General features: G+C 63.2%; 22 protein-coding genes. 5 read left to right on the plus strand and 17 right to left on the minus strand.

The features are described from left to right. From Q1W26_RS17900 to Q1W26_RS17950, 11 genes are all read right to left on the minus strand, one after another. A partial coding sequence (locus tag Q1W26_RS17900) for an efflux RND transporter permease subunit (RefSeq protein ID WP_300442939.1) occupies window positions 1–2,797 on the minus strand: 2,797 nt, incomplete at its 3' end. After that, a complete protein-coding gene (locus Q1W26_RS17905; protein WP_300442941.1) occupies window positions 2,794–4,044 on the minus strand; it encodes an MdtA/MuxA family multidrug efflux RND transporter periplasmic adaptor subunit in 1,251 nt (416 codons plus the stop codon). The genes Q1W26_RS17905 and Q1W26_RS17900, both read right to left, overlap by 4 nt. Window positions 4,045–4,364: 320 nt before the next feature. Then, window positions 4,365–4,526 carry a hypothetical protein gene (locus Q1W26_RS17910; protein ID WP_300442943.1) on the minus strand — a complete coding sequence of 54 codons (162 nt, stop codon included), beginning with the start codon at window positions 4,524–4,526 and terminating at the stop codon, window positions 4,365–4,367. Window positions 4,527–4,789: 263 nt separating this feature from the next. Next, on the minus strand, window positions 4,790–6,406 hold the full coding sequence (locus Q1W26_RS17915; RefSeq protein ID WP_300442945.1) for a type I restriction-modification system subunit M: 1,617 nt from the start codon (window positions 6,404–6,406) through the stop codon (window positions 4,790–4,792). 262 nt (window positions 6,407–6,668) lie between these two features. After that, a complete protein-coding gene (dinD, locus tag Q1W26_RS17920) occupies window positions 6,669–7,535 on the minus strand; it encodes a DNA damage-inducible protein D (protein WP_300442947.1) in 867 nt (288 codons plus the stop codon). After that, entirely contained in the window at window positions 7,532–8,842 is a 1,311-nt protein-coding gene (locus tag Q1W26_RS17925; protein ID WP_300442949.1) for a restriction endonuclease subunit S, read from the minus strand. Before Q1W26_RS17925 ends, dinD begins: the two co-directional genes overlap by 4 nt. Continuing rightward, window positions 8,839–9,195 carry a hypothetical protein gene (locus Q1W26_RS17930; RefSeq protein ID WP_300442950.1) on the minus strand — a complete coding sequence of 119 codons (357 nt, stop codon included), beginning with the start codon at window positions 9,193–9,195 and terminating at the stop codon, window positions 8,839–8,841. The genes Q1W26_RS17925 and Q1W26_RS17930 overlap by 4 nt, the downstream gene beginning before the upstream one ends. Next, entirely contained in the window at window positions 9,192–10,691 is a 1,500-nt protein-coding gene (locus Q1W26_RS17935; RefSeq protein WP_300442952.1) for an RNA-binding domain-containing protein, read from the minus strand. Before Q1W26_RS17935 ends, Q1W26_RS17930 begins: the two co-directional genes overlap by 4 nt. Beyond that, a complete protein-coding gene (locus Q1W26_RS17940) occupies window positions 10,654–13,665 on the minus strand; it encodes a type I restriction endonuclease subunit R (protein ID WP_300442954.1) in 3,012 nt (1,003 codons plus the stop codon). The genes Q1W26_RS17935 and Q1W26_RS17940 overlap by 38 nt, the downstream gene beginning before the upstream one ends. Before the next feature lie 194 nt (window positions 13,666–13,859). Next, entirely contained in the window at window positions 13,860–14,087 is a 228-nt protein-coding gene (locus Q1W26_RS17945) for a hypothetical protein (protein WP_300442955.1), read from the minus strand. Between the two features lie 4 nt (window positions 14,088–14,091). Beyond that, window positions 14,092–15,147 (minus strand): sigma-54 dependent transcriptional regulator, encoded by a 1,056-nt coding sequence (locus Q1W26_RS17950; RefSeq protein WP_300442956.1) that lies wholly within the window; start codon window positions 15,145–15,147, stop codon window positions 14,092–14,094. A 126-nt stretch (window positions 15,148–15,273) separates the two neighbouring features. Between Q1W26_RS17950 and Q1W26_RS17955 the strand changes: the two genes are divergently transcribed. Genes Q1W26_RS17955 through Q1W26_RS17975 form a run of 5 tightly spaced genes read left to right on the plus strand, consistent with a single transcriptional unit; the run spans window position 15,274 to window position 17,963 of the window. After that, the gene (locus Q1W26_RS17955) at window positions 15,274–15,564 is read left to right on the plus strand and encodes a hypothetical protein (protein WP_300442958.1); all 291 of its coding nucleotides are present in this window, start codon (window positions 15,274–15,276) and stop codon (window positions 15,562–15,564) included. Further along, window positions 15,546–16,427 carry a MotA/TolQ/ExbB proton channel family protein gene (locus Q1W26_RS17960; RefSeq protein WP_300442960.1) on the plus strand — a complete coding sequence of 294 codons (882 nt, stop codon included), beginning with the start codon at window positions 15,546–15,548 and terminating at the stop codon, window positions 16,425–16,427. The genes Q1W26_RS17955 and Q1W26_RS17960 overlap by 19 nt, the downstream gene beginning before the upstream one ends. A gap of 18 nt (window positions 16,428–16,445) precedes the next feature. Beyond that, window positions 16,446–16,874: a biopolymer transporter ExbD gene (locus Q1W26_RS17965; protein ID WP_300442962.1), complete on the plus strand. Its 429-nt coding sequence runs from the start codon at window positions 16,446–16,448 to the stop codon at window positions 16,872–16,874. A gap of 13 nt (window positions 16,875–16,887) precedes the next feature. Further along, window positions 16,888–17,319: a biopolymer transporter ExbD gene (locus Q1W26_RS17970; protein WP_300442964.1), complete on the plus strand. Its 432-nt coding sequence runs from the start codon at window positions 16,888–16,890 to the stop codon at window positions 17,317–17,319. After that, entirely contained in the window at window positions 17,316–17,963 is a 648-nt protein-coding gene (locus Q1W26_RS17975; protein ID WP_300442966.1) for an energy transducer TonB, read from the plus strand. The genes Q1W26_RS17970 and Q1W26_RS17975 overlap by 4 nt, the downstream gene beginning before the upstream one ends. A 130-nt stretch (window positions 17,964–18,093) precedes the next feature. On the opposite strand, the gene ribA is transcribed toward Q1W26_RS17975, so the two are convergent. The 6 genes from ribA to Q1W26_RS18005 all read right to left on the minus strand — a co-directional run bounded on the left by ribA (window position 18,094) and on the right by Q1W26_RS18005 (window position 23,481). After that, on the minus strand, window positions 18,094–18,759 hold the full coding sequence (gene ribA / locus Q1W26_RS17980) for a GTP cyclohydrolase II (RefSeq protein WP_300442968.1): 666 nt from the start codon (window positions 18,757–18,759) through the stop codon (window positions 18,094–18,096). 256 nt (window positions 18,760–19,015) lie between these two features. Further along, on the minus strand, window positions 19,016–19,768 hold the full coding sequence (locus Q1W26_RS17985) for an ABC transporter permease (RefSeq protein ID WP_300442970.1): 753 nt from the start codon (window positions 19,766–19,768) through the stop codon (window positions 19,016–19,018). Then, window positions 19,765–21,012, minus strand: coding sequence for an ABC transporter substrate-binding protein (locus Q1W26_RS17990; protein WP_300442972.1), 1,248 nt, complete (start codon window positions 21,010–21,012; stop codon window positions 19,765–19,767). The genes Q1W26_RS17985 and Q1W26_RS17990 overlap by 4 nt, the downstream gene beginning before the upstream one ends. A 26-nt stretch (window positions 21,013–21,038) precedes the next feature. Continuing rightward, window positions 21,039–21,842 (minus strand): ABC transporter ATP-binding protein, encoded by an 804-nt coding sequence (locus tag Q1W26_RS17995; RefSeq protein ID WP_300442973.1) that lies wholly within the window; start codon window positions 21,840–21,842, stop codon window positions 21,039–21,041. Beyond that, a complete protein-coding gene (locus tag Q1W26_RS18000; protein WP_300442974.1) occupies window positions 21,839–22,924 on the minus strand; it encodes an acyl-CoA dehydrogenase family protein in 1,086 nt (361 codons plus the stop codon). The genes Q1W26_RS17995 and Q1W26_RS18000 overlap by 4 nt, the downstream gene beginning before the upstream one ends. Continuing rightward, window positions 22,921–23,481 (minus strand): carboxymuconolactone decarboxylase family protein, encoded by a 561-nt coding sequence (locus Q1W26_RS18005; RefSeq protein WP_300442976.1) that lies wholly within the window; start codon window positions 23,479–23,481, stop codon window positions 22,921–22,923. The genes Q1W26_RS18000 and Q1W26_RS18005 overlap by 4 nt, the downstream gene beginning before the upstream one ends. Window positions 23,482–23,503: the final 22 nt, after the last annotated feature.

The raw sequence follows: 23,503 nt of genomic DNA on the forward strand, positions 1-23,503 counted from the left end.
CGGCGCTGATGGCGAAGTCGATCATCATGATGGCGTTCTTCTTGACGATGCCGATCAGCAGGATGATCCCGATGATGCCGATCATGCCCAGCGGCCGGCCCGACAGCAGCAGGGCCAGCAGGGCGCCGACGCCCGCCGAGGGCAGCGTGGACAGGATGGTGACCGGGTGGACGGTGCTCTCGTAGAGCACCCCGAGCACGATGTACATGGTGACCACCGCGGCCAGGATCAGCAGCAGGGTGTTGTCCAGCGAGGCCTGGAAGGCCAGCGCAGCGCCCTGGAAGCTGCTGCGGATGCCGCGCGGCAGGCCCAGCTCGGCTTCGGCGGCACGGATCGCGCTGACCGCGTCGCCCAGTGCCACGTCCGGCGCCAGGTTGAAGGACAGGGTTACCGCCGGGAACTGCCCCAGGTGGTTGATGGCCAGCATCGTGCGCCGTTCGCTGATGCGCGCCACCGACGAGAGCGGCACGCTGCCCCCGCCGGCGGCCGGAATGTGGATGTGTTCCAGCGCGGCGGGGCTTTGCTGGAAGTCCGGCCCCACCTCCAGCACCACCCGGTACAGGGCCGACTGGGTGAAGATGTTCGACACCTGGCGCTGACCGAAGGCGCTGTAAAGGGCGTTGTCGATGGCGGCCGGGGTGACGCCGAGGCGGCCGGCGCTGTCCCGGTCGATGTCGATGAAGGCCATGGCGCCCTGGTCCTGCAGGTCGCTGGCCACGTCGGCGAGCTGGGGCAGGGTGCGCAGCTTTTCGGTGAGCCTGGCCGACCACTGGGCCAGTTGCACTTCATTGGCGCCTTCCAGGCTGAACTGGTACTGGGTGCGGCTGGCCCTGTCCTCGATGGAGAGATCCTGCACCGGCTGCATGAACAGCCGGGTATCGAGGCGGTGCTCTTGCAGCCGCGCCTGCAGGCGGCGGATCACCTCGGTGGCGCTGGCATCCCGCTCGTCCTTCGGCTTCAGCCGGATCAGCATGCGGCCGCTGTTGAGCGTGGTGTTGGTGCCGTCCACGCCGATGAAGGAGGACAGGTTTTCCACGGCGGGGTCTTCCAGCACGATACCGGCGAGGGTTTGCTGGCGCTCGGACATGGCAGTGAAGGAAATGTCCTGGGGGGCTTCCGAGATCGCCTGGATCAGGCCGGTGTCCTGCACCGGGAAGAAGCCCTTGGGGATGAACACATAGAGCAGAACCGTGAGCGTGAGGGTGCCGAAGGACACCAGCAGGGTCAGGCGCTGATGCCGGAGCACCCATTCGAGCATCACCGCGTAGCGGTCGACGATGGCCTGGAAGAGGGCGCCGTTTTGCGCGTGCTGAGGGCCGACCGGCTTGAGCAGGCGCGCCGACATCATCGGGGTGAGGGTAAGCGACACCACGGCCGAAATCAGGATGGCCACCGCCAGGGTGATGGCGAATTCGCGAAACAGGCGGCCAACCACGTCGCTCATGAAAATCAGCGGAATCAGCACCGCGATCAGCGACACGGTGAGGGAGATGATCGTGAAGCCGATCTGCTTGGCGCCCTTGAGCGCGGCCTCCAGCGGGGTTTCGCCGTCTTCCACGTGGCGACTGATGTTCTCGATCATCACGATGGCGTCGTCCACCACGAAGCCGGTGGCGATGGTGAGGGCCATCAGGGTCAGGTTGTTGATGCTGAAGCCGGCGGCGTGCATCACCGCAAAGGTGCCGATCAGCGACAGGGGCACCGCCACCGCCGGAATCAGCGTTGCGGTGAAACTGCGCAGGAACAGGAAGATCACGCCCACCACCAGCGCCACGGCCAGCACCAGCTCGAACTGCACATCCTTGACCGAAGCCTGGATCGAGAGGGTGCGGTCGGTCAGGAGGCGCAGGTCCACCGAGGTGGGCAGGTCGTCCTGCAGCTGGGGCAAGAGGGCGCGCACCCGCTCGGCGGTTTCGATGACGTTGGCCCCGGTCTGGCGGTGGATGTTGATGATCACCGCCGGGCTTTTGTCGGCCCAGGCGGCCAGGCGGGTGTTCTCCACGCCTTCGACCGTTTCGGCCACGTCGCCCAGGCGGATCGGGGCGCCGTTGCGCCACGCGATCGTCAGCTTGCGGTAGTCCTCGGCGGATTTGAGCTGGTCGTTGGCGTCGAGGGTGGTGGCCTTCACCGGGCCGTCGAAGCTGCCCTTGGCCATGTTGACGTTGGCGTTGGAGATGGCGCTGCGCACGTCCTCGAGGCTGAGCCCCGCCGACGCGAGTGCCTGCGGGTTGACCTGCACGCGCACGGCCGGGCGCAGCCCGCCGCCGATGGTGACAAGCCCGATGCCCGGCAGTTGCGAGATCTTCATGGCCATGCGCGTATCCACCAGATCGGCCAGCCTTGCCATGGGCAGGCTGGTGGAGCTGACGGCGAGGGTCAGGATTGGTGCGTCGGCCGGGTTGATCTTGCTGTAGACCGGCGGCATCGGCAGATCCTGCGGCAGGAAGCTGCTGCTGGTGTTGATGGCGGCCTGCACCTGCTGTTCGGCCACGTCCATGGCCAGTGCCAGGTCGAACTGCAGGGTGATCACCGAAATGCCCTCGCCACTGGTCGAGGACATGCGCTTGAGCCCCGGCATCTGGCCAAACTGGCGCTCGAGCGGCGCGGTGATGGCCGACGTGGTGACTTCAGGGCTGGCGCCGGGGTAGCGGGTGGCGATCTGGATCGTCGGGTATTCCACCTCGGGCAGGGCCGATACCGGCAGCAGCCGCATGGCGATGAGGCCGATCAGCAGGATCGCCACCATCAACAGCGAGGTGGCGACGGGGCGGAGGATGAAGGGGCGGGACGGGTTCATGCCGGCTTCTTGCGCTCGCGGCGTTCGCCACCGGGGCCTCCCTCGGGGCCGCCCTTGCGGGATTCCGGCGAGCTGAGTTCAACGGGGGCGCCATCCCGCAGGCGGTCGACGCCTTCGACGACGATCTTCTCGCCGGCGCTCAGGCCTGATTCGATGGCCACGGTGTCGGTGGTGGCGGTGCCGGTGACCACCGGGCGCATGTGGGCGGTCTTGTCCTGTTCATTCACCACATACACAAAGCTGCCCTGGGCGCCTTTCAGGATGGCCGCCGAGGGCACCAGCACCACGTCGCGGCGGGTGTCGATGCGCAGGCGGGCGCTGACGAACTGGTTGGGAAAGAGGGCGCCGTCCCGGTTGTCGAACTGGGCCTTGAGCTTGACGGTGCCGGTGCTGGTGTCGATCAGGTTGTCGGTGCTGATGAGGCGTCCGCTGGCCAGCTGGCGGCGCCCGTCCCTGTCCCACGCCTCGACGGCGAGGCCCTTGCCGGCCCGGATCTGGGCTTGCACGGCGGGCAACTGGGCGGCCGGAATCGCGAACATGACCGAGATCGGCTGGGTCTGGGTGACGATCACCAGCCCCCCGGCGTCGCTCGCCCGCACCATGTTGCCGGCGTCAACCTGGCGCAGGCCGAGGGTGCCGGATACCGGGGTGGTGACCCGGGTGAAGCTCAGGTTGAGGCGGGCGGTGTCCACCAGCGCCCGGTCGGTCTGCACGGTGCCTTCCAGCTGGCGCACCTGGGCTTCCTGGCCGTCCACCTGCTGGCGGGCAATGGAATCCTTGGCCAGCAGGCCCTTGTAGCGCTCCAGGTCGAGGCGGGCGTTGGCGAGAAGGGCTTCGTCGCGCTTCAACTGGCCGCTGGCCTGCTCCAGCGCGGCGGCGATGGGGCGGGGGTCGATCTCGGCAAGCAGGTCACCGGCCTTGACGGTATGTCCGTCCTGGAAGGCGATGCGCTGGAGCAGGCCGTCGACCCGCGGCTTGATGGTGACGGTTTTGAAGGCCGTGACCGTGCCGATGGCGTTGAGGCTCACGTCGATGTCGCCGGACCGGCTGGCGGCGGTGAGGACGGGCGCCGGGCGATTGGCGGCGTCGCGGTTGCGCCCGCCCGGGCCGCGTCGGCCGCTTTCCGGTGCGGGCGCCTTTTCGGCGGCGCGGGCTTCGGGGGCCGGCAGGCTGCGAAAATAATAAGCGCCGCCGGCGGTGGTGGCGGCGAGCAGGGCGAGGGTGGTCCAGACGTACGTCTTTTTCATGGAGTTCGGATTCAGGATAAAGCGCGGTGCAGGGCGGTTCCGGGCGCCGGGGGAGCGTGCCCAATTGATTCGTTTAATTGCAGGTTTCGTGCCGACCTTAATGTTTTATTTCCGGATTGCTTTTCCGGAATTGGAATAAGGCCTCAAGCGCTTGAATTGAAATGAATCGCGGCGCTATTTTTTGGGTGCGCCAAATTGCGGCGGGCAATCACCGTGGGTGGTGCGGACGCAGGGTCGGGCGCGTTTTCGGGTTGCGTGTTCAGCACCGCTGTTGCCGGCCTGCTGGCTGGGCAACAGCGGGCAGGCCCTGTTGCCACGGATCAGGCGTCCGGGCGGAAGCCCCATTTGGGCGTGAGCAGCAGGGCCAGCATCGAGGCGACACTGCAGCCGATGGCCGCCCACAGAATCAGCGGGTTCTCGTTGATCCGCTCGGGGTAGATGCTCAGGCCGGCGGCCAGGCCGATGCCATTGCCGCCGGCCACCAGCACGACGGCGGCCAGATCGTGGTAGCGCCGGGCCTTGTTGGCGCCGGTGGCCCAGCCGGGGTCGGTGTTGTAGCTGGGCAGGCCGTGGTGGTTACGCTCCAGCCGTTCAAGGGTAGAGAGAAAGCGACGCAGATTGGTGATGGCCCGCTCGGCCTTGAAATCAAGAGCTTGTCCGTGAATAAGAGGCCGAGGCCCCGGAGCGTAGAGGAATTGCCGTCCGGTGCCGCGTGTGATGCGACTTCATTGAAGCACTTTGAGGTTCACGGCAAGGCTGGCAGGCCCAGCTCTTTGAGGAAGGTATTGTGTTTGTCCCGTGCATCCTTAATGGTTTGTGCCAGGGTGACCAGCTCGGTATTGATTAACTGCAAATCGACTTCGGCCTCGCCTACGGCCGTGCTGATATAGCGTGAGATATTCAGGTTGAAGTCGTTCTTCTCGATCTCCGCCATTTCCACGCGGCGGGCATAGCGCTCGATTCGTTCCGGGCGTTGCTGGTAGGTGTCGATGATCTTGGCGATGTGCTCGTCGCTCAGTTGGTTCTGGCGTTTGCCTTTCACGAAGTGCTCGGCGGCGTTGATGAAGAGCACGTCGTCGGGCTTCTTGCACTTCTTGAGCACAAGGATGCAGACCGGGATGCCGGTGGAGTAGAAGAGATTGGCGGGCAGGCCGATGACGGTGTCGATGTGGCCGTCCTTGAGCAGCTTGGTGCGGATGCGTTCCTCGGCTCCTCCACGGAAGAGCACGCCGTGCGGCAGGATGATCGCCATCACGCCCTCGTCTTTGAGGAAGTGGAAGCCGTGCAGCAGGAAGGCGAAGTCGGCAGCGGATTTGGGGGCGAGGCCGTGGCTTTTGAAGCGCACGTCGTCGGCCATCGCGGCGGTCGGCGCCCAGCGGTAGCTGAAGGGCGGGTTGGCGACGATGGCGTCGAAGCTCGGCTTTTTCGCCGGGTTCTGCTCGCGCATCATGTCCCACTCATTAAGCAGCGTGTCGCCGTGAAAGATGTCGAACTCCGTGTCCTTCACCCCGTGCAGCAGCATGTTCATGCGCGCGAGGTTGTAGGTGGTGATGTTCTTCTCCTGGCCGAAGATCTTGCCGATGGTGCCGCCGGCCTTGTTCACCTTCTTGCGCACGTTGAGCAACAGCGAACCGGAGCCACAGGCAAAGTCCAGCACGCTCTCCAGGCGCTTCTTGGTCCCGGTTTTCGGTTCCTGGCTGTCCAGCGTGACGATGGCGGAGAGGATGTCGGAAATCTGCTGCGGGGTGTAAAACTCGCCCGCCTTCTTGCCGGACCCGGCAGCAAACTGGCCGATCAGGTATTCATAAGCATCGCCCAGCGCATCGATGGCCGTGGAGAACCCCGCCAGTCCCTCGGCAATCTTCTGGATGATGGTGCACAACTTGGCGTTTCGGTCGGGGTAGGTCTTGCCCAGCTTGGGGGAGCCCAGGTCAATCTCGGAAAACAGACCCTGGAAGGTGCTCTCGAAAGACTCCGTCTCGATGTACTTGAAGCCCGCTTGCAGCGTGTTGAGCAGCTCCGCATTCTGCGTGCGGGCCAGGTTGGCGATGCTGTTCCAGAGGTGCGCGGGCTGGATGACGTAATGCACCTTGCGCCGCATCTGCTTCTCGAACGCCGGGATGTCGTCCACGTTGTTCGCATACCAGAGCGCCAGCGGCACCTTGCGGGTGTCGCCGTCCACATCGGGGTAATCCCGCCCCAGCTCCTTCTTCGCCGCCGTCTCGTAGTTGTCCGAGAGGTAGCGCAGGAAGAGGAAGGACAGCATGTAGTCGCGAAAGTCGTCCGCATCCATCGCCCCGCGCAGTTGGTCGGCGATGCTCCAGAGGGTGTTGCCCAGTTGTTTCTGGTTTTGTTCAGTCATGTCTCTTCTTCAATGGATTGGGCTGTGGCTGCAGCTTCATCGCCTGCTCAAAATCGCGATCCAAGTGATCGGCCTTGGCAATCTGTCGGAATTGCCGACAGGTTGCCGTGCATGAACAAGATCTGCGCTACTGGCCGAGCAGTTGCCGAGGAATCCTCGGTAACTCGCTTACACCGCAACTCGGTTTGAACCGTCAAGGATTCCTTGACAGTTGCCGCCAGGATCAAACCTCGAACCACAGCAGGATGGGAAATCAGGCCGTTCATTCTTCGTGTGATGGCTTCGGCAAACGTCCGGCCTGCTTCTCCAGCTTTTTTTCTTCAGCTTTGACGCGGCGCTCCAGTTTCTTGATGTCCTGCTCGGGCGGCAGGGCTTCCGGCTTGATGCCACGCTCGCCGAGCATCTGGCGCACGCTGGTGTTGTTCTGCAGATGTTCCTTGGTGATGGCGGGTTCCCCGCGCAGGTCGGCCTGCTGCACGTTGTGATTGGTCATTTCCGTTGCCAGGTTCTTGGCGGCAATCGTCAGGGTCGGCAAAAAGTCCGCCAGCGGGCGGGACTGGGTGATGCCAAACTTGTCCTTCATAGCCTGCGTGGTGTGGCCGCCGAAGAGGGCGGCGTCACCTTTGGAGCGGATGCGGCCAAACCCTGCATCGTCCACGCCGCGCTCGAAGATATTGTCGGAAAGCGCCTTTTCCGAGGCTCGCAGCTTGTCGCGGGCCTCCAGTCGATGCAGCAGTTGCAAACGCTCTTCGATCAACTCCAGCTTGCGTGTCTGGATGGCGAAATAACTCTGGGCAAAGGCAATCGGCTCTTTGCGTGGGTCGCCGTTCTGGGCGATCAGGTAGCACGCGTAGCGAGTGAGCATGAAATCCTCGATCTCACGCTGCCCGCCCTTACCGTGAGTGATCAATTTCGTGACGCCACGAAAATGATGCCCGGCCTCGTAACCCGTTGTTTTGCAAGACTCGATGGCACGCTGGATGGCGGTCAAAAAATTCTCCCACCGGGCGTAGCCCAGCGGTTCCTGCAAATCACGGGCGAACCAGAACTCAAGGTCGGCCGCCTCGGGATGGGTTTGGGCCAGCGCGTCAAACTGGCTTTGCATCTGGACGATGAGTTCTTTGTTCATAGATCGATGGTTTCCTCCGGCGATGGGAAAAGCTGCTGCATCAGCCCTTTCTTGTGGGTCTTGAGGGCTTCGAGCTTTTGGGTTTCGGCGGCGATCAGGGCATCGAGGCTGCTTAGGCATGAGGCGATACGTTGTTGTTCGTCGGGTGGAATAAGCGGGATCTTGAGCTGGGCAAACGTCTCACGCGTGAGGTGCTTGATGCCTCCGCCAGTGAAGAGCATTTCAAACTGGGTTGTGCCTGCAAGGTTCTCAAGGTGGAAGACGAGCAAGCAGGGTTCAAAAGGCACATTGAACCGGACGCGGTGAATGGCCTTCTGAAACTTGAGGTCTGGCAAACGTCCGTCCCAGACGGCAGCACGCCCCGGTTCTCCACCCTCGCAAACAACGACATCACCCGCTTTCAATCCGAAGCGATCAAGTTCACCGTCGTTGAAATACATTTCGGGCAGATTTGACGTGTTCACTTCATTCCAGCGAACGGACAAGTTATTGAGGTATGGCAGAAACCGACCTGTTGTGTGCTTTTGTTTGTCGAGCATTTTGCCAAGCTTGATCTCGGCGATGTCTCCCAAAGCCACTTCCTCCCACTCCCCGGCGTTTTGGAATTCGGGGAAGCGGAGGCGGGGTTGGGTTTCGCCTTCGCGGGGGAAAAGCTGCTGCATCAGCCCTTTTTTATGGGTCTTGAGCGCGTCCACTTTCCGCGCTTGCGCGGCCATCAGTTCGTCCACCGAACTCAGGCACTCGGCGATTTTTTGTTGTTCGGCGGGTTTTGGGAATCTGACCGGTAGGGCTTTGATGATGTCAGCGTTAAGATTCTGAACGCCACTTCCGGCAGCGTTATCAACAAAGTAGCTTTGGCTGCCGGGTGCCGAAATCGAATAATAGAGAAAGTCTCTATCAGCCTTCTTGGAGATGTCCGTGATGGCAATCCAGCCGTCATGAATGCATGTTTCAATCTGAAGAATGTAGGGCCGTCCGAAACTCATCGAGTTTGAGAGAATTAAGTCTCCGGGTTTTACGACTCTGGTTTTGCTCAGTGCTTCAGGGCGGACTTTCTCGGCAGTTCGAGTGACGTATTTGGCTTCTTTATCCACATCGCCAATCTTGAGCCAGTTGAGGCCGTTCGCATCGGTGGTGAGGAAACCATCAATTGGACGTGGAGAACCGCCACGAACGACTTCCGACAAATCACCCAAGATGGAGTTATCCCACCCCTCTGCCTCCCGAAACTCCGGAAACCGCAGCTTCGGCACCAGCGCAGGCTTTGCCTCTGCCGTCAGAACGGGGCTTGGCGTTTGGGGGTTCATGGCGCCACCTCGTCGGTGAGGTTCTGGTCATCGGCATCCCACATCTCGCGGTAGGCGTGGACATAAGCCGCGGTGGCCTGGGGGTCCAGCGTCCAGTAATGGCGGCAGAGGGTTTTGAAGAGGGCCAAGCCCTCCGGCAAGCAGGCGTGGTCCAACAGTTGGTCGAGTGTGTGCTCGATGCGTTGAACATCGCGGCTGCCGCTGCGCACCATGTCTTGCGCGGTGGGCGTCAGTGCTTCGATGGCCTGTTCGTGCAGTGTTTGCAGCCCGGCCGCGGTCGTCTTCAACTCAGCGAGCAGGTCTTGGTAGGTGGCTGCGCGCGGCCTTGCGGTGTGCTGGTCCTGGGTGGTCATTTCAACAAGGCCTTTCCTTGTGCAGTCAGTCGGTATTGCTGCAGGCGGCTGTTGGGTTTGTCGGGGATGGTGGGTTCGATCAGGCGGGCTTGCAGCAGCTTGGTCATGGCGGCCTTGTAGTTGCCTGTGGGTTGGCTGTAACCGAGTGCGCTGAGCAAGGGGCTGCGGCCCAGCGGCTGGGCAGCGAGCGCGGTCAAAATTTTCTGGTCGGTGTCGGTCAAGGCGACTGGGGCCTCGACTGAGGCCTCGACTGGGGCCTCGACTTGTTCGGTCACGTGTTCGCCCGCGCCCTCCCATTGCGCCCCGGGCCGCTTCACACGGGCGGTGAACTGGTTCCCGCTGACCTCGCTGATCAGTTCAATTTGGGGCCACTCGCCCAGCGCCCGGGGTATGCCGCTGCCCATGCCACGGTAGGGCAGCAAGCGGAAGGCGTGTTCGCTCAGCGTGGGATTGCGGCGGTTGGTTTTGCCGTGGCGTATGTCGTCAATGCTCAGGCTGTCGGGAAGGGGGCCTGGGCTGATGATCTCGATGCGGTCGCGAAACACCAGAATGCGGATGGACGCGCTGGTGAAGTAGTCGCGGTGTACCAGAGCATTGACCAGCAGCTCTTGGAGAGCCACCTCTGGCACCTCCAGGATGCCCGGTGAGTTGAAGCCCTGATCGCCCTGCACGCGACGCAGGTTGCGTTTGATGAAGGCCATCGCTTCGGTGTATTGGGCAGACAGAGTGCCGTTGAAGTCCTGGCTGTCCTGGTAGTGGCTGTCGGCAATGCTGGTGCCGAAGAAGGCCACGGCCTTGATCGTGAACGCCGGCCGCCAGCGCAGCGGGTTGCGGCCAAACAGCATGAGGCCAGCCAAGGTCAGTTCGCGGCCATCGCCCAGACCCAGGTTTTGCAACACGGCATCCAGCGGCAGCCCGGCTTGGGCGTCATCTGCGCTGTAGTGCTGGGCCAGGTAGCGGCGAAAGGTGGGCTCGTTGATGTCTGCGCTGGAGGTACCCGCCACGGGCACCACATCCGCATAGACCAGGCCGCCACTCTGAAACATGCGCTGCATTTCTTCGCGGGCGGTCACATGGCGTTTGTCAGCACCTTGCTTGACCCAGATGCGCCCTTGATGGTCCAGATAGGGTTTGGCCAGGCCATTGGGCACGGTCACCACCATCACCAGCCCGTCGTGGGTCTTGACGTTTTCGGTGAGGGGGTGAATGGGCGGGCGCACCTGCTGGCTGCTGGCGTTGCTGAGCATTTGGTTGAGGTGGCGAATATCGGCGGCGCTCAGCCCAGTGATGGTGCCGTCGTCTTCCACGCCGATCAGCAGCGTGCCACCCCCACTGTTGGCAAAGGCGGCCAATTCGGCGGCCAGTGCGTCGGGGCTGTTGAAGTGGCGCTTGAATTGCTGGCGGGTGTGTTCGCCCAGGGCGATGCGCTCCAGCAGCGCGGTTTCAGTGAGCGGTGTCTCATTCATACGCACTGAGCCCAGAAATGTCGCGGCCACCGGCTCGTTTGACCAGGTAGGGTGCGCAGTCCTGCATGAGGCGGAGTTCCTTTTCAGTGCGGTCTTTCCAGCCGAGGTCATACGGGGCGTAGAGGTCACTGAGTTTGTCGCCATCGAAAATCATGCGGTCCAGGGTGCCGTCCACAAAGCTTTGCAGTGCGGCGGGGTCAAGACCGTGCCTGGCGGCGATGGCGGCGAGTTCCTGGGCGTTCTTCTCCGCCTTGAAGCGGGTGTAGCCGTCGCGGATGGCGGCCTCAGAGAGGCCCTCGCCGGCCTTGAGCGTGCCGATGTATTCGGCAATGTCGTCGCGCTCGTTGATGAACTTGGCGTCGGCGCTGATGAGGCCGATGAGTTCCTCGCGGGTCATTTTCGACTTGCCCGGCCCCTTTTCCGAGAACTTGGCGATGAGGCCCATGATGTAGTCGTAATCAATGACGGCTGAGGCAAAAAGGACGAACTCGAAGTCAAGCTGATCCACGGGATCGGTGGTGCCGGGTTTGTCGCCGCCCTTGCCCTGCTGCTCTCTGAGCTTTTTGGCGGTTTCCAGATACTGGCCTTTGAAGCCGCGCAGGTTTTCCTCCGGCAGCACCTGCTCGATGGTGGCTTTGTTTTCCCCGGTGAGGTCGGTGTATTGGTCGAGCTGGGTCTTGAGGCGCTGGACTTCCTTGAAGTGGCTGATGAAGGCGGCGCGGGCGGCGTCACCCTTCAAATTGGCCACGGCAGAGGGCGTGCAGGCCAGGCCCTGGGACTGCATGAATTCGCCGAGCTTCTGCACGGCGGTCTCCAGTTTCTTGATCACCACAGGCGCCTTGTCTACGAGCCAGATTTCCCGGGCCTGCTCGCCGGTCTTCTCGCCGGAGAAAAGGGCGATGGCGGCATCGACGGAATCCCGCTGCTGGCGGAAGTCGAGGATGTTGCCGTAGGGCTTGGTGCCGTTGAGCACGCGGTTGGTGCGGGAGAAGGCCTGGATCAAGCCGTGGTGCTTGAGGTTCTTGTCCACGTAGAGCGTGTTCAGGAACTTGGAATCGAAGCCGGTGAGCAGCATGTCCACCACGATGGTGATATCGATCTTCTGCGCCGGGGGGTAGTCGGCATTCGGCCACTGCTGGTCTTTGATGCGCTTCTGCACGTCCTGGTAGTAGAGGTCGAACTCGCTGAGGCGGTGATTGGTGCCGTAGCGGGCGTTGTAGTCGGCGAGGATGGATTTGAGCGCGGCTTTCTTGCCCTCGGGGTCTTCCTCGTTGTCCGCCTGCTCCTGCGGCAGGTCTTCCTGTATCTGCTTCACATCCGGATCGCCCTCGGCGGGCGGGGAGAAGACGCAGGCGATGTTGAGCGGCTTGAAGTCGGGATCGGCGGCCGCCTTTTCTCCTTGCATGGTCTTGAACAGCGCGTGGTATTCGATGGCGTCGTTGATGGACGCGGTGGCGAGAATGGCATTGAAGCGGCGTCCGCCGGTGGCGGCATCGTGCTTGGCAAGAATGGCTTCGATGACCGCCTTCTTGGCGATGGCTTCGCCGGGTTTCGGCGGGTTCTTGCCCTCGGGCTTGAAGAAGTCGATGTGGAAGCGCAGGACGTTGCCGTCCTCAATGGCGTGGGTGATGGTGTAGGCGTGGAGCTGCTGCTGGAAGAGCTCTTCGGTGGTTTGGTATGAAGCCACCTCGCCGTCGATTTTTACGCGACTGGCGTTGCCCTTAGGTCCACCAAATATTGGTGTTCCAGTGAAGCCAAAGAGCTGCGCCTTGGGAAAGAAGGCTTTTATGGTTTTGTGGTTCTCGCCAAACTGCGAGCGGTGGCATTCGTCGAAGATAAATACGACGCGCTTGTCCTTCAGTGCTTCGAGCTGCTCTTTGTAGGTGGCCTGGCCGTTTTTGCTGCGCTGCTTGTTGCGCTTGCTGTTTTCATCGAGCGCGAGGCCGAGCTTCTGGATGGTGGTGACGATGACCTTGTCGGCGTGGTCCTCGGAAAGCAGGCGACGCACGAGGGCGGCGGTGTTGGTGTTTTCTTCGACGCAGCCTTCCTGGAACCTGTTGAATTCTTCCCGCGTCTGGCGGTCGAGATCCTTGCGGTCCACGACGAAGATGCACTTGTGGATGTGCTCGTTTTCCTTCAGCAGTGTGGAGGCTTTGAAGGAGGTGAGCGTCTTGCCGCTGCCGGTGGTGTGCCAGATGTAGCCATTGCCGTTGTCGTCATCGATGCACTTCACCATGTGCTGCACGGCATAGACCTGGTAGGGCCGCATGATCATGAGCTTTTGCTCGCCCGCGAGCAGCACCATGTAGCGGCTGATGGTCCGGCCGAGATCGCACTTTTTCAGGAAGCGCTCGGCGAACTCGTCGAGGTGGGTGATCTTGCGGTTGTCCTCGTTTGCGAACTCATAGATGGGCAGGAAGCGCTCGTCGGCATTGAAGGCGAAGTGGCGGGCGTTGTTGTTGGCGAAGTAGTAGCTGCGGTCGCGGTTGCTGACGATGAACAGCTGCATGAAGCAGAGCAGCGTCTTGGTGTAGCCGTTGCCGGTGTCGTGCTTGTATTCGACGATCTGTTCCATGGCCCGGCGGGGATTGACGCCGAGGGTCTTCAACTCGATCTGCACGACCGGCACGCCGTTGATGAGAAGAATCACATCGTAGCGGTGGTGGCTGTTGTTCGTGTTGATGCGGAGCTGGTTGATGACCTCGAAGTGGTTTTTGCACCAGTCCTTGAGGTTCACCAGTGTGTAGTTCAGCGGCGTGCCATCGTCACGGGTGAAGGCATTGATGCTGCGCAGGGTTTTGGCCGCGGTGAAGACATCCGGGGTGACGATTTCATCCAGCAGCCTGGCGAACTCTGAATCCGTGAGGCGGACCCGGTTCAGGGCTTCGAATTTCTCGCGGAAGTTTTTCTCTAGTGCGGCCCGGTCAGTGATGTCCGAGCGGTATTCGTATTTAAGCCCCGTCAGTTTGTCGATGAAGCTTTGTTCGATTTGTTGTTCAATCATTGTTGGTGCTCTGCAATCCTGATGCCGCTCCTGGCCACACATGACACTGGCAAATTTCCACAAATGGCCACCTCTTACAACCGTTGAGCATTCTGAAGCATTTCACTTCAGGATGCTCTATCCGCGACCACCGCGCGGAATCAGAGGTCTAGCGCGAGAGCGGTTTAGTCCAGGGGCTATTTGCGGACAAGCGTCTAAAACGCCAGGCAGGTGGAGGCGACCGGAAAGCCGAGAATCAGCCATTCGACCGGCACGTGACCCGCCGTGGCGCCCGGCTTGAGCGCCACCAGCGCGGCCAGAATGCTCACCACCAGTGTGACGTAAAGGGCCAGCGCATGCTGGCGCTGGGCAATACGGGCATTGACCTCCTGATAAGCGGCGATGAAACGGTAATTGGCATCGACCCATGATCTTCCGGACATGGGCCTATTCGATCAGTTTCATGCGCTTGAGGTGGGTGCGCAGCACATTGCGCGAAATGCCCAGCAGGCGCGCGGTGCGCACCTGGTTGAGGTGTTCCCACTGGTAGGCGGTGTTGATGGTGTGGTCGACAATGTGATCGAACAGGCCGTCGCGCCCTTCCTCGAACAGGCTTTTGAGGTGGCGGGTGAAGCAATCCTGCAGATCCGCCGGCGTGGACGGCTGCTCACGGGGCGTGCGGTTGATCTCGGTGGACAGCAGGTGCAGGTCGTCCGCCTCGATCTGCTTGCCGTGAAAGACCAGCAGGGCGCGGTGAATCACGTTTTCCAGCTCGCGGATGTTGCCGGGCCATTGGTAATCGAGCAGGGTCCGTTCGGCCTGGGGTGACAGGCCGGGCTCGGCAATTTCGAGGCGCTTGGCGTATTTGCTGATGAAATGGCGGGCCAGCGGAATGATGTCGCGGGGGCGATCCCGCAGGATGGGAAGGTCGAGGGAGACGACCTTGAGCCGGTAATAGAGATCCTCCCGGAAACGCCCTTCGGCAACGGCTTTTTCCAGATCCACGTTGGTGGCGGCAATCAGGCGGACATCCACCTTGATCGGCTTTCTGGCCCCGATCCGGACAACCTCGCCCTCCTGCAGCACGCGCAGCAGCTTGACCTGCATGTGCAGGGGCAGATCGCCGATTTCGTCGAGGAAAAGGGTGCCGCCATTGGCGGCCTCGAACCAGCCGGCCTTCGAATTGAGGGCGCCGGTGAAGGCGCCTTTTTCGAAGCCGAACAATTCGCTCTCGAAGAGGGTTTCGGAGAAGGCTCCGCAATTGATGGCCAGAAAGGGTTCGGACGCCCGCAGGCTGGACAGGTGCACCTGACGGGCCACCAGCTCCTTGCCCGTGCCGGTTTCGCCGATGATCAGGATATTGGCATTGCTCGGGGCAACCCGGTCGATCAGGGACAGCAGTTGCAGGGATTTGGGGTCGGCGAATACGACCGCGCTGGCACGGATCGACAGGGAAACCGACCGTGGGTCCGGGAAGGTAATGATATGGGGCGAATAGTCCATTTTTTTTCTGCCGGCTTGGGTATGTTTGAATTGTATGGATTTGGTTCCTTTTGCAAAAACAAGATTTTCTGATTTCCATATATCTGCTCATTGTTGAGCAGTTCTGCTGCTGTTTCAGCAATTGCCATGCCTCTGATGCAGCAGGATGCCCTTTTTGATCCCGGGCCTGTTTTTCAAGTTTATGAATTTAAAGATTTATGTGGTTCTGGCACGGCCCATGCAAATGCTTTGGCATTGGCGCAAACGGCCGGCCTGAACCCGCTATCTTTCTTCGGATTGTTTCTGCGAGCGGGTTTTCAGGTGGCTTCAAGCCCGGTGTTGGCCGAATTGAGTTCGGCTTCGGTAACCCCGTTGGTAACCCCGTTTATCCGTCTTCTTTATCTGTCCGGAGAATTAGCATGTTCAATTTTGATATAAGCAAGGGCCGCTCCCGTATTTCGGCCGTTCTGGCAAGCGCCGTGATCGCCGCCTCCGGCGCAAGCTTTTCGGGCGTCGTGATGGCCCAGTCCGCACCGGCCGTGACCACGTCCGCCGAAGCCGCTGCCGCCGCACCGTCGGCGCCCGCGACGGGCAGTCTTCCGGCTGCAGGCGCCGGCAAGGCGGCCGCCACCGAAGCGGTAGAGAACCCCTATGGCCTCGAGGCCCTGTGGAAGACCAGCGATGCCGTGGCCAAGACCGTGCTGCTGCTGCTGCTGATCATGAGCGTCGGCAGCTGGTACGTGATCATCGTCAAGCTGCTCGAGCAATCGAAGATCGGCCGCCAGGCCAAGAAGACCACCAGCCAGTTCTGGAATGCCGGCTCCGTGCAGCAGGGCGCCGAGAACCTGGAAAGCACCAGCCCCTTCCGCTTCATCGCCGAAGCCGGCATCGAAGCCACCAAGAAGCACGACGGCCTGCTCCAGCACGTGGGCTTCAATGACTGGGTGACGCTGTCCATCCAGCGCGCCATCGAGCGCATCCAGAGCCGTCTGCAGGGTGGCCTGGCCTTCCTGGCAACGGTGGGTTCCACGGCGCCGTTCGTCGGTCTCTTCGGCACGGTGTGGGGTATCTATCACGCGCTGACCGCCATTGGCGTTGCCGGCCAGGCATCCATCGACAAGGTGGCCGGCCCGGTGGGCGAGGCGCTCATCATGACCGCCATCGGCCTGGCCGTTGCGGTGCCCGCGGTGCTTGGCTACAACTGGCTGGTGCGTCGCAACAAGAGCGTTCTGGACGATGTGCGCGCCTTCGGCAGTGACCTGCACTCGGTCATTCTGGCCTCCTCGGCCACCAAGGCCTGATCGCCGGAGCAACTGAAAATGGGAATCAGCGCAGCTCCCGCCGAGGGAGACGACGAAGTCATCGCCGCGATCAACACCACGCCGCTGGTGGATGTGATGCTGGTGCTGCTGATCATCTTCCTGATCACCATTCCGGTCGTCACGACTTCCGTGCCGGTGGAACTCCCCAAGGAGACCATCGAGATGCGGGAGACCAAGCCCGAGAACCTGGTGATCTCGGTGGACAGCGCCAACGGCATCTACATCCAGGACGCGAAGGTCGCAAATACGCGGGCGCTGGTGGAGCACCTCAAGAAGGTTTCGGTGCAGCGCCCGCAGCCCGAGGTGCAGATCCGGGGTGACATGAGCGCGCAGTACGAGGGTGTCGGCAAGATCCTCTACGCGTGCCAGCTGGCCGGCATCGGCAAGGTGGCCTTCATTACCGAACCGCCGGCGCGCGGCGGCTGAGAGGAGCAGGAAAATGGCAATGAACGTGGGAAGCAGCAGTGGCAGTGGCGATCCCGAGGTGATGATGGACATCAACACCACGCCCTTGATCGACGTGATGCTGGTGTTGCTGGTGATGCTGATCATCACCATCCCGATCCAGCTGCATTCGGTCAATCTCAATCTGCCGGTCGGTACGCCACCGCCCAGCGATGTGAAGCCCGAAGTGCTCAAGATCGATGTCGATGCCAGGAGCGTTGTGCATTGGCAGGGCACACCGGTGGTGAGCGGGGCCGACCTGGAGCTGAAGATGAAGGAAGTCTCGGAACGGGCCGTGCAGCCCGAGGTGCATCTGCGCCCCGACAAGCACGCCCGCTATGAAGTGGTGGCGAGCGTACTGGCGGCAACCAAGCGGTCGGGGCTCACCAAGATTGGCGTCATTGGAAGCGAGCAATTCATAGAATGAGCACGATTACCGCAAACTACCATTTCCAGCCCAAGGACCCGTCCCGGAACCTCACCGGTCTGGTCGTCGTCGTCGGGCTGCACGTCGTCCTCGGCTATGCGCTGGTTTCCGGCCTGGCGCGGGATATCGTCAAGGTCATCAAGAAGCCGCTGGATGCGGCGGTGATCCAGGAGGTGAAGCTGCCTCAACCACCGCCACCGCCGCCCAAGATCGTCAAGGTCGAGCAGGCGCCTAAGGTTCGCACGCCGCCGCCGCCGGCCTATGTGCCACCGCCCGAGGTGGCGCCGCCAGTGGCCGCTCCGGTGATCGCCGCGGCATCGCCGACGCCTCCGCCGGCACCGCCGGTGATCGCCCCGCCGGCACCCCCTCCGGCACCGGTGGCGGCGCCCAAGCCCGTGCGACTGGATATCGCAGCCAGCTGCCCGAACCAGGTGCGCCCCGAAGTGCCCCGCGGTGCTGAAGGCGTCAGCGGCATCATCAAGGCGCAGGCGGTGATCCGTGAAGGTGCCGTACGCGAGGTGACCATTCTGTCCGGCCCGAAGGTGTTCCACTCGGCGGTGCGCAGCGCCATGCTCCAGTACAAATGCGTGTCCGGCGATGCGGACATCGTGGCAACCCAGCAGTTCGTCTTCGAGGCGGGCTGAGCAGACGGGATATCCGGTGGCAGCAAGCATGAAAAAAGGGCTGCAGAACTTTACGGTTCTGCAGCCCTTTTTTCTTGGGTACTTGCCGCCGCTGCGGCCCTCGGGCAAGCGCTGCCGGATGGACGCTGGGCTAAGCCGCGCTCAGATCCGACTTTTTGGGCGCCTCGTCCGCGGCCCAGTCGGGCACGGCATGCCCCATGCGCTGGCGCTTGGTCTGGATGTACGCAAAGGAGTGCGGGTTGGGCCGGGTGATCACCGGGAGACAGCCCTCGATCTTGATGCCCAGGTTTGTCAGCTTTGCGAGCTTGTCGGGGTTGTTGGTCATCAGCCGGATGCTCGGCACATCGAAATGCGCAAGCATTTCGGGCACGACTTCGTAAGAGCGCGCGTCGTCGGGCAAGCCGAGCTGGCGGTTTGCATCCACGGTGTCGTAACCCTGTGACTGCAGGTGATAGGCCCGGACCTTGTTGGAAAGACCAATGCCGCGGCCTTCCTGGCGAAGGTAGAGCACCATGCCTGCGCCCAGGCGAACCACTTCCGAAAGGGCCTTGTCGAGTTGATCCCGGCAATCACACTTGAGGGAGCCGAACACCTCGCCGGTCAGACATTCGGAATGCACCCGTACCGGCAGTCCGGCTTTGCCTGCGACATCCCCATAAACGAGTGCAACGTGTTCCCGGTAGCCTTCCGTGATGTCAGCAACCGTTGTACGAAAGACGTGCATGGCAAAAACGCCGTGCGACGTGGGCAATTCGGTTGAGGCCAGCCATTCTGAATGTCGGGACGAGGTGTTCATGGGTCGGGATTGTATTGCGCTGCGTTTCAGCGCTTTATTAAGACCAGACTGAAACGCATCTGTGGGGTTGTACGGGGAGGGCGCCAATGCCTTATTTCGAACAATCCTAGCATGAACGCTCAATGCGCCGCTGCGGCCCGGATCAAGCCGTCCCGCAGCCTGGGGCTCCCCATATACCCATATTGGATCGATATTGCTGTTTCAATTCACCCCGCTATTGCTGACGGGCCTGGAGCAATGACTTTGCTGTCAAAGCTCAGGCGGCGTGCAGCCAGCGCTTGTGCAGCGTGCGGGCGGCGTGGTCGAGCAGGTAACCCAGAAAGCCGATGACAAGAATGGCGGCCATCAGGTCGGAATAGGCCAGGCGGTCGCGGGCGTCGAGGATGAAGTAACCCAGGCCGGCCGACACGCCGAGCATCTCTGCCGGCACCAGCACGATCCAGATGATGCCGATGGCGAGGCGCACCCCGGTGAGGATCTGCGCGGTGATGCCCGGCAGGATCACATGGACGATGGTTTCGCGCCGGGTGGCCGAGAGGCTGCGGGCCAGCAGCAGCCAGTTCTTGTCCAGCTGGGCAACGCCAGCGGCCGTGTTGAGCAGGATCGGCCATACCGCCGCAAAGGCCAGCAGGAAATACACCGGGGCATTGCCCACGCCCAGCACCATCACCGCCAGCGGCATCCACGATAGCGGCGAGATCATCCGGGCAAACTGGAACAGCGGCGTCGTGCTGCGCGAGAACAGGGGCGACAGGCCGGTGAGCACCCCGAGCGGAGTCCCCAGCAGCAGCGCTACGCCGAGGCCCACGGCAACGCGCTCCAGGCTGACCGCGACGTGCTCCCACAGCTCGGCGCCCTGCAAGAGGGCGAGCAGCGCGCGGGCGGTTTCGAGCGGGGCGAAGCTGGCCGCGATGGGGGTGACCCCGGCCAGCCAGACGCTGCCGGCGGCCCAGGCCAGTGCCGCGAGCACGAGGCCGGAGAGCGGCAGAAGCAGGTTCGCGCCCATCATGCGGCCAGCACTTCCTTGCGCAGCAGGTCCGCCGGCAGGCCGAACGCCTGCGGGCCGCCCACCGAGGCAATGGCCTTCTTCACAAAGCGGTCGTCCACCAGATCGCGCGCGGCAAAACGCGGGTCGAGCTTTTGCAGGAAAGTGTTGTCGCCCTCGAGCCGGGTTTTTTGCAGCGCCCGCACCAGTTCTTCGGTGTAGGACGGGAAGGGATAGGGCTGGAAGTCGATGCGCCGCTGCTGCCAGATCTTGTTGCGGACGGCGCCGCTGGCTTCGTAGCTGGCGGTGTCGGTGGCCGCCAGCACCTTGGCGAGCACCTGCGGGCTGTGGGGCGTGTAGCGGTTGTCGTCGGCGCTTGAAAGCAGCTTGGCGGCGTCGAGTTGGTTGCCGCGCGTCCACAGCTGGGCCTTGACGATGGCGTTGGTGACACGCTGGGCCCATTCGGGGCGCTCGGCGATGTCGCGTTCGGAAAGGAAGGTGACGCAGCAGGCGTGGTTCTTCCAGACATCGCCCGACAGGCGCAGCACCTTGCCGACGCCGGCGGTTTCGGCCGCGGCGTTGAAGGGTTCGGCAACGATGAAGCCGGCGATGGATTTGCCGGCCAGCGCCGACACCATTTCGGCCGGCGGCATCACCACGAGGTTCACCTCGTTGGGCTTGATGCCGTCCCGGTTGCGGTTGACCGGCACCAGCCCGTTGGCCTGCAGGAGCTGTTGCAGGATGACGTTGTGGATCGAATACCAGAAAGGCACCGCCACCGTCTTGCCGCCCAGCTCCGAGACGCTGTTGATGCCGGGCGCCACGGTCAGTGCCGAACCGTTCACGTGGTTCCAGGCCACGACCTTGGCCGGGAAGCGGGTGCCGTAGCGCACCCACAGGGTGGCCGGCGAGAGCAGGTGGATGACGTTGACCTGACCGGCCACGAAGGCCTCGATGACCTGGGCCCAGCTGCGGAACAGGCGCGGCTTTTCGGTGCGCAGCCCTTCGGCCTCGAAGAGCTTGCGGGCGTGGGCCACCAGCAGCGGGGCCGCGTCGGTGATGGGCAGGTAGCCGATCTTGACCGGCTGATCGTTGCTGGCGGACTGGGCCAGCGCGTCGCCGGCCGACAGCAGCGGGGCGGCGATGCTGGCGGCGCCGAGTGCCGAGATGCGCAGGAAATCCCGCCGGGTCAGGCCGCAGCCGCAATCGGGCGACTGGCAGATGTGGATGGGGCGGCGGGAGAGGTCGCTGTCGTTATCGTGCTTCATCGGGATGGGTCTCCGGGCGGTTCGGGTTAGCTGGCGTGGCGCAGGGCGCCAAGAATCGCGAGGCGCAGCGCGCCAACGGCTTCCGGGTGGTCTTCCCGGTTGCGGGGAATATCCACCGTCCATTCGTGCAGCAGCCGGCCGGGGCGGCCACCCATCAGCACGATGCGGTCGGCCACCAGGATGGCTTCGTCGATGTCGTGGGTGACGAGCAGCGCGGCGGTGTGCCAGCGGTGCACCACGTCCACCAGCAGGCTTTGCATTTCGGCGCGGGTAATGGCGTCGAGGGCCGAGAAGGGTTCGTCGGCAAAGAGCAGTTCGGGTTGGCGGGCCAGGGCGCGGGCCAGCGCGGTGCGCTGGGCCATGCCGCCGGATAGCTGGGCCGGGTAGGCGCCTTCGCGGCCGGCCAGGCCCACTGCGGCGATGGCGGCCTTGATGCGTTCATCGCGGGCGGCCTTGCCGGTTTGGGGCTGATGGGCAAAGTCGAGGCCGAAACCCACGTTGTCGGCCAGGTTGAGCCAGGGCAGCAGGCTGGCTTGCTGAAACACCAGCGCGCTGCGCGGATGGGGTGCCGCCTGCACGGTGTCGAGAAAGCGCACTTCGCCCTTGGCCGGGCGCGCAAGACCAGCGAGCACCCGCAGCAGCGTGGATTTGCCACACCCGCTGCCGCCCAGCAGCGCAACGATTTCGCGCCGCCGGATCGACAGGGACAGGTGGCTGAACACCGGCCCGGCAGCGCCGTGGGCGTAGCTCAGGCCGCGGGCTTCGAGCACGGCGGGGGCATCGGCTGCAGCGGCAATGGCAAGCGCGGGTTCGGGCAGGGGGCTGTTCATGCGGCCCTCAATGCGGCCTGGCGTTCGAGTTCGCCGTGGAGCTGGGTAAGGCTGGGGGTGACCACCGGAACGAAGGCGGCTTCCAGCCAGCGGCGGGCGAAATCGCCGGTGGTGGCCACCAGATAGGCGCGGCCGCCGCTGGCGTCGAGTTCCAGATCCATGGCTTCGCGCACGATGCCGGCGAGGCGGATGCGCACGCGGAACAGCGGTGCGGCCTGCGCGGCAAAGCTGCCGCTGGCGAGGCCGGCCTTCAGCTCGTCGATGGCATGGGCGAGGCCGCTTTCCAGCGCGTCGATGCGCGACTGGAGCCCGGCACGCACGGCGCTGCCGGATGCCTTGGCCGCAGCGATGCAGGCCCGCGCCAGCCCGATCGACATGCCGCATTGCAGGCCCAGAAAGCCCGGCCGCACCCGCGGCAGAAAGCTGCGCGCATCGGCGTGGATCAGTTCTGCCGCGCCGGAGGCGACGCCCTGGATGTCGATGGCCGCGGTGTTGCTGCCGCGCAGGGCCAGCAGTTGCAGATCGACCGTGCGCGTGATGCCCGGCGTGTCGCCAAAAAAGGCCACCACCGCCGGGGGCTGGCCGTCGGTCGGCTCGACCGCGGCGGCAACCGCAAAGCCCGCGCGGCGCAGGTTGGTCACCCACGGCAGCGTGCCGTCGAGGCGCCAGCCGTCGCCGGCCGGCGTGGCGGAAATCGACAGGCTTTCAATGCCCGACAAAAACTTCATCGCGTTGGAAAGGCCGGTGGCGCCGGCCAGCTCGCCGGCCAGCAGCGCCGGCAGGCGGCTTTCGCGGAGGCCCGCATTGGGGCTTTGCAGCAGGTATTCGATGAAGGTGCGCTGGCCCCAAAAGACGAAGGCGGCGGTGAGCGAACGCTCGGCAACCCGGGCAATGGCGTCGATGGCGTCTGCGGTGCTGCCACCACTGCCGCCCAGCTCCGGCGCCACGCCGATGCGGAAGAATCCGGCGGCGCCGAGCACCGATACGATTTCATCGGCGTGGTCGGTGCCGTCGTTGAGCGACTGGGCGTGGGCCGAAACCCAGGCCAGCGCGTCGTCCTGATTGCGGATCGCGGTGTTCATGATTCGAGTGCTCCCGGCCGGAAGCCTTGCAGCTCGGGGTTGATGCCGGTGCCGGCCAGGTTGTTGGCGAAATTGCACAGCGTGGCGAGGCTGATGCCGAGCAGCACTTCCAGCACCTGCTGTTCGTTGAAGCCGGCGGCCAGAAAGTCGGCCAGTTCGCCCTTGGCCACGTTGCCGCGGGTGAGGATCACGGCGCGGGTGAAGGCCACCAGCGCGTCGAAGCGCGGGTTGCCGGTGCTGCCGCGCTCTTGCAGGGCGCGTACCAGATCGCGTTCGAGGCCGGCTTTCTTGAGGGCGATGGCGGTGTGGCCGGCGACGCAGAAGTCGCAGCCATGCACGCTGGCGGCGGTGATCTGCACCACTTCGCGCTCGGCCAGGCTAAGGCTGCCGCGGGCATTGATGCCCGACACGGTGAAATAGGTTTCGACCGCCACCGGGGCGTTGGCGAGCACGCCGATCAGGTTGGGCAGAAAGCCGTTGTTGGCGAGCGCCGTGTCGATGAAGGGGCGGCTTGCGGCGGGGGCGGTGTCGGCAGTGTGGAGCGTGAGGCGGGTCATGGAGGGTGTCCGGATGGTTTTG

It is taken from the genome of Zoogloea sp. (genome assembly GCF_030157465.1).
Taxonomy (GTDB): Bacteria; Pseudomonadota; Gammaproteobacteria; order Burkholderiales; family Rhodocyclaceae; genus Zoogloea.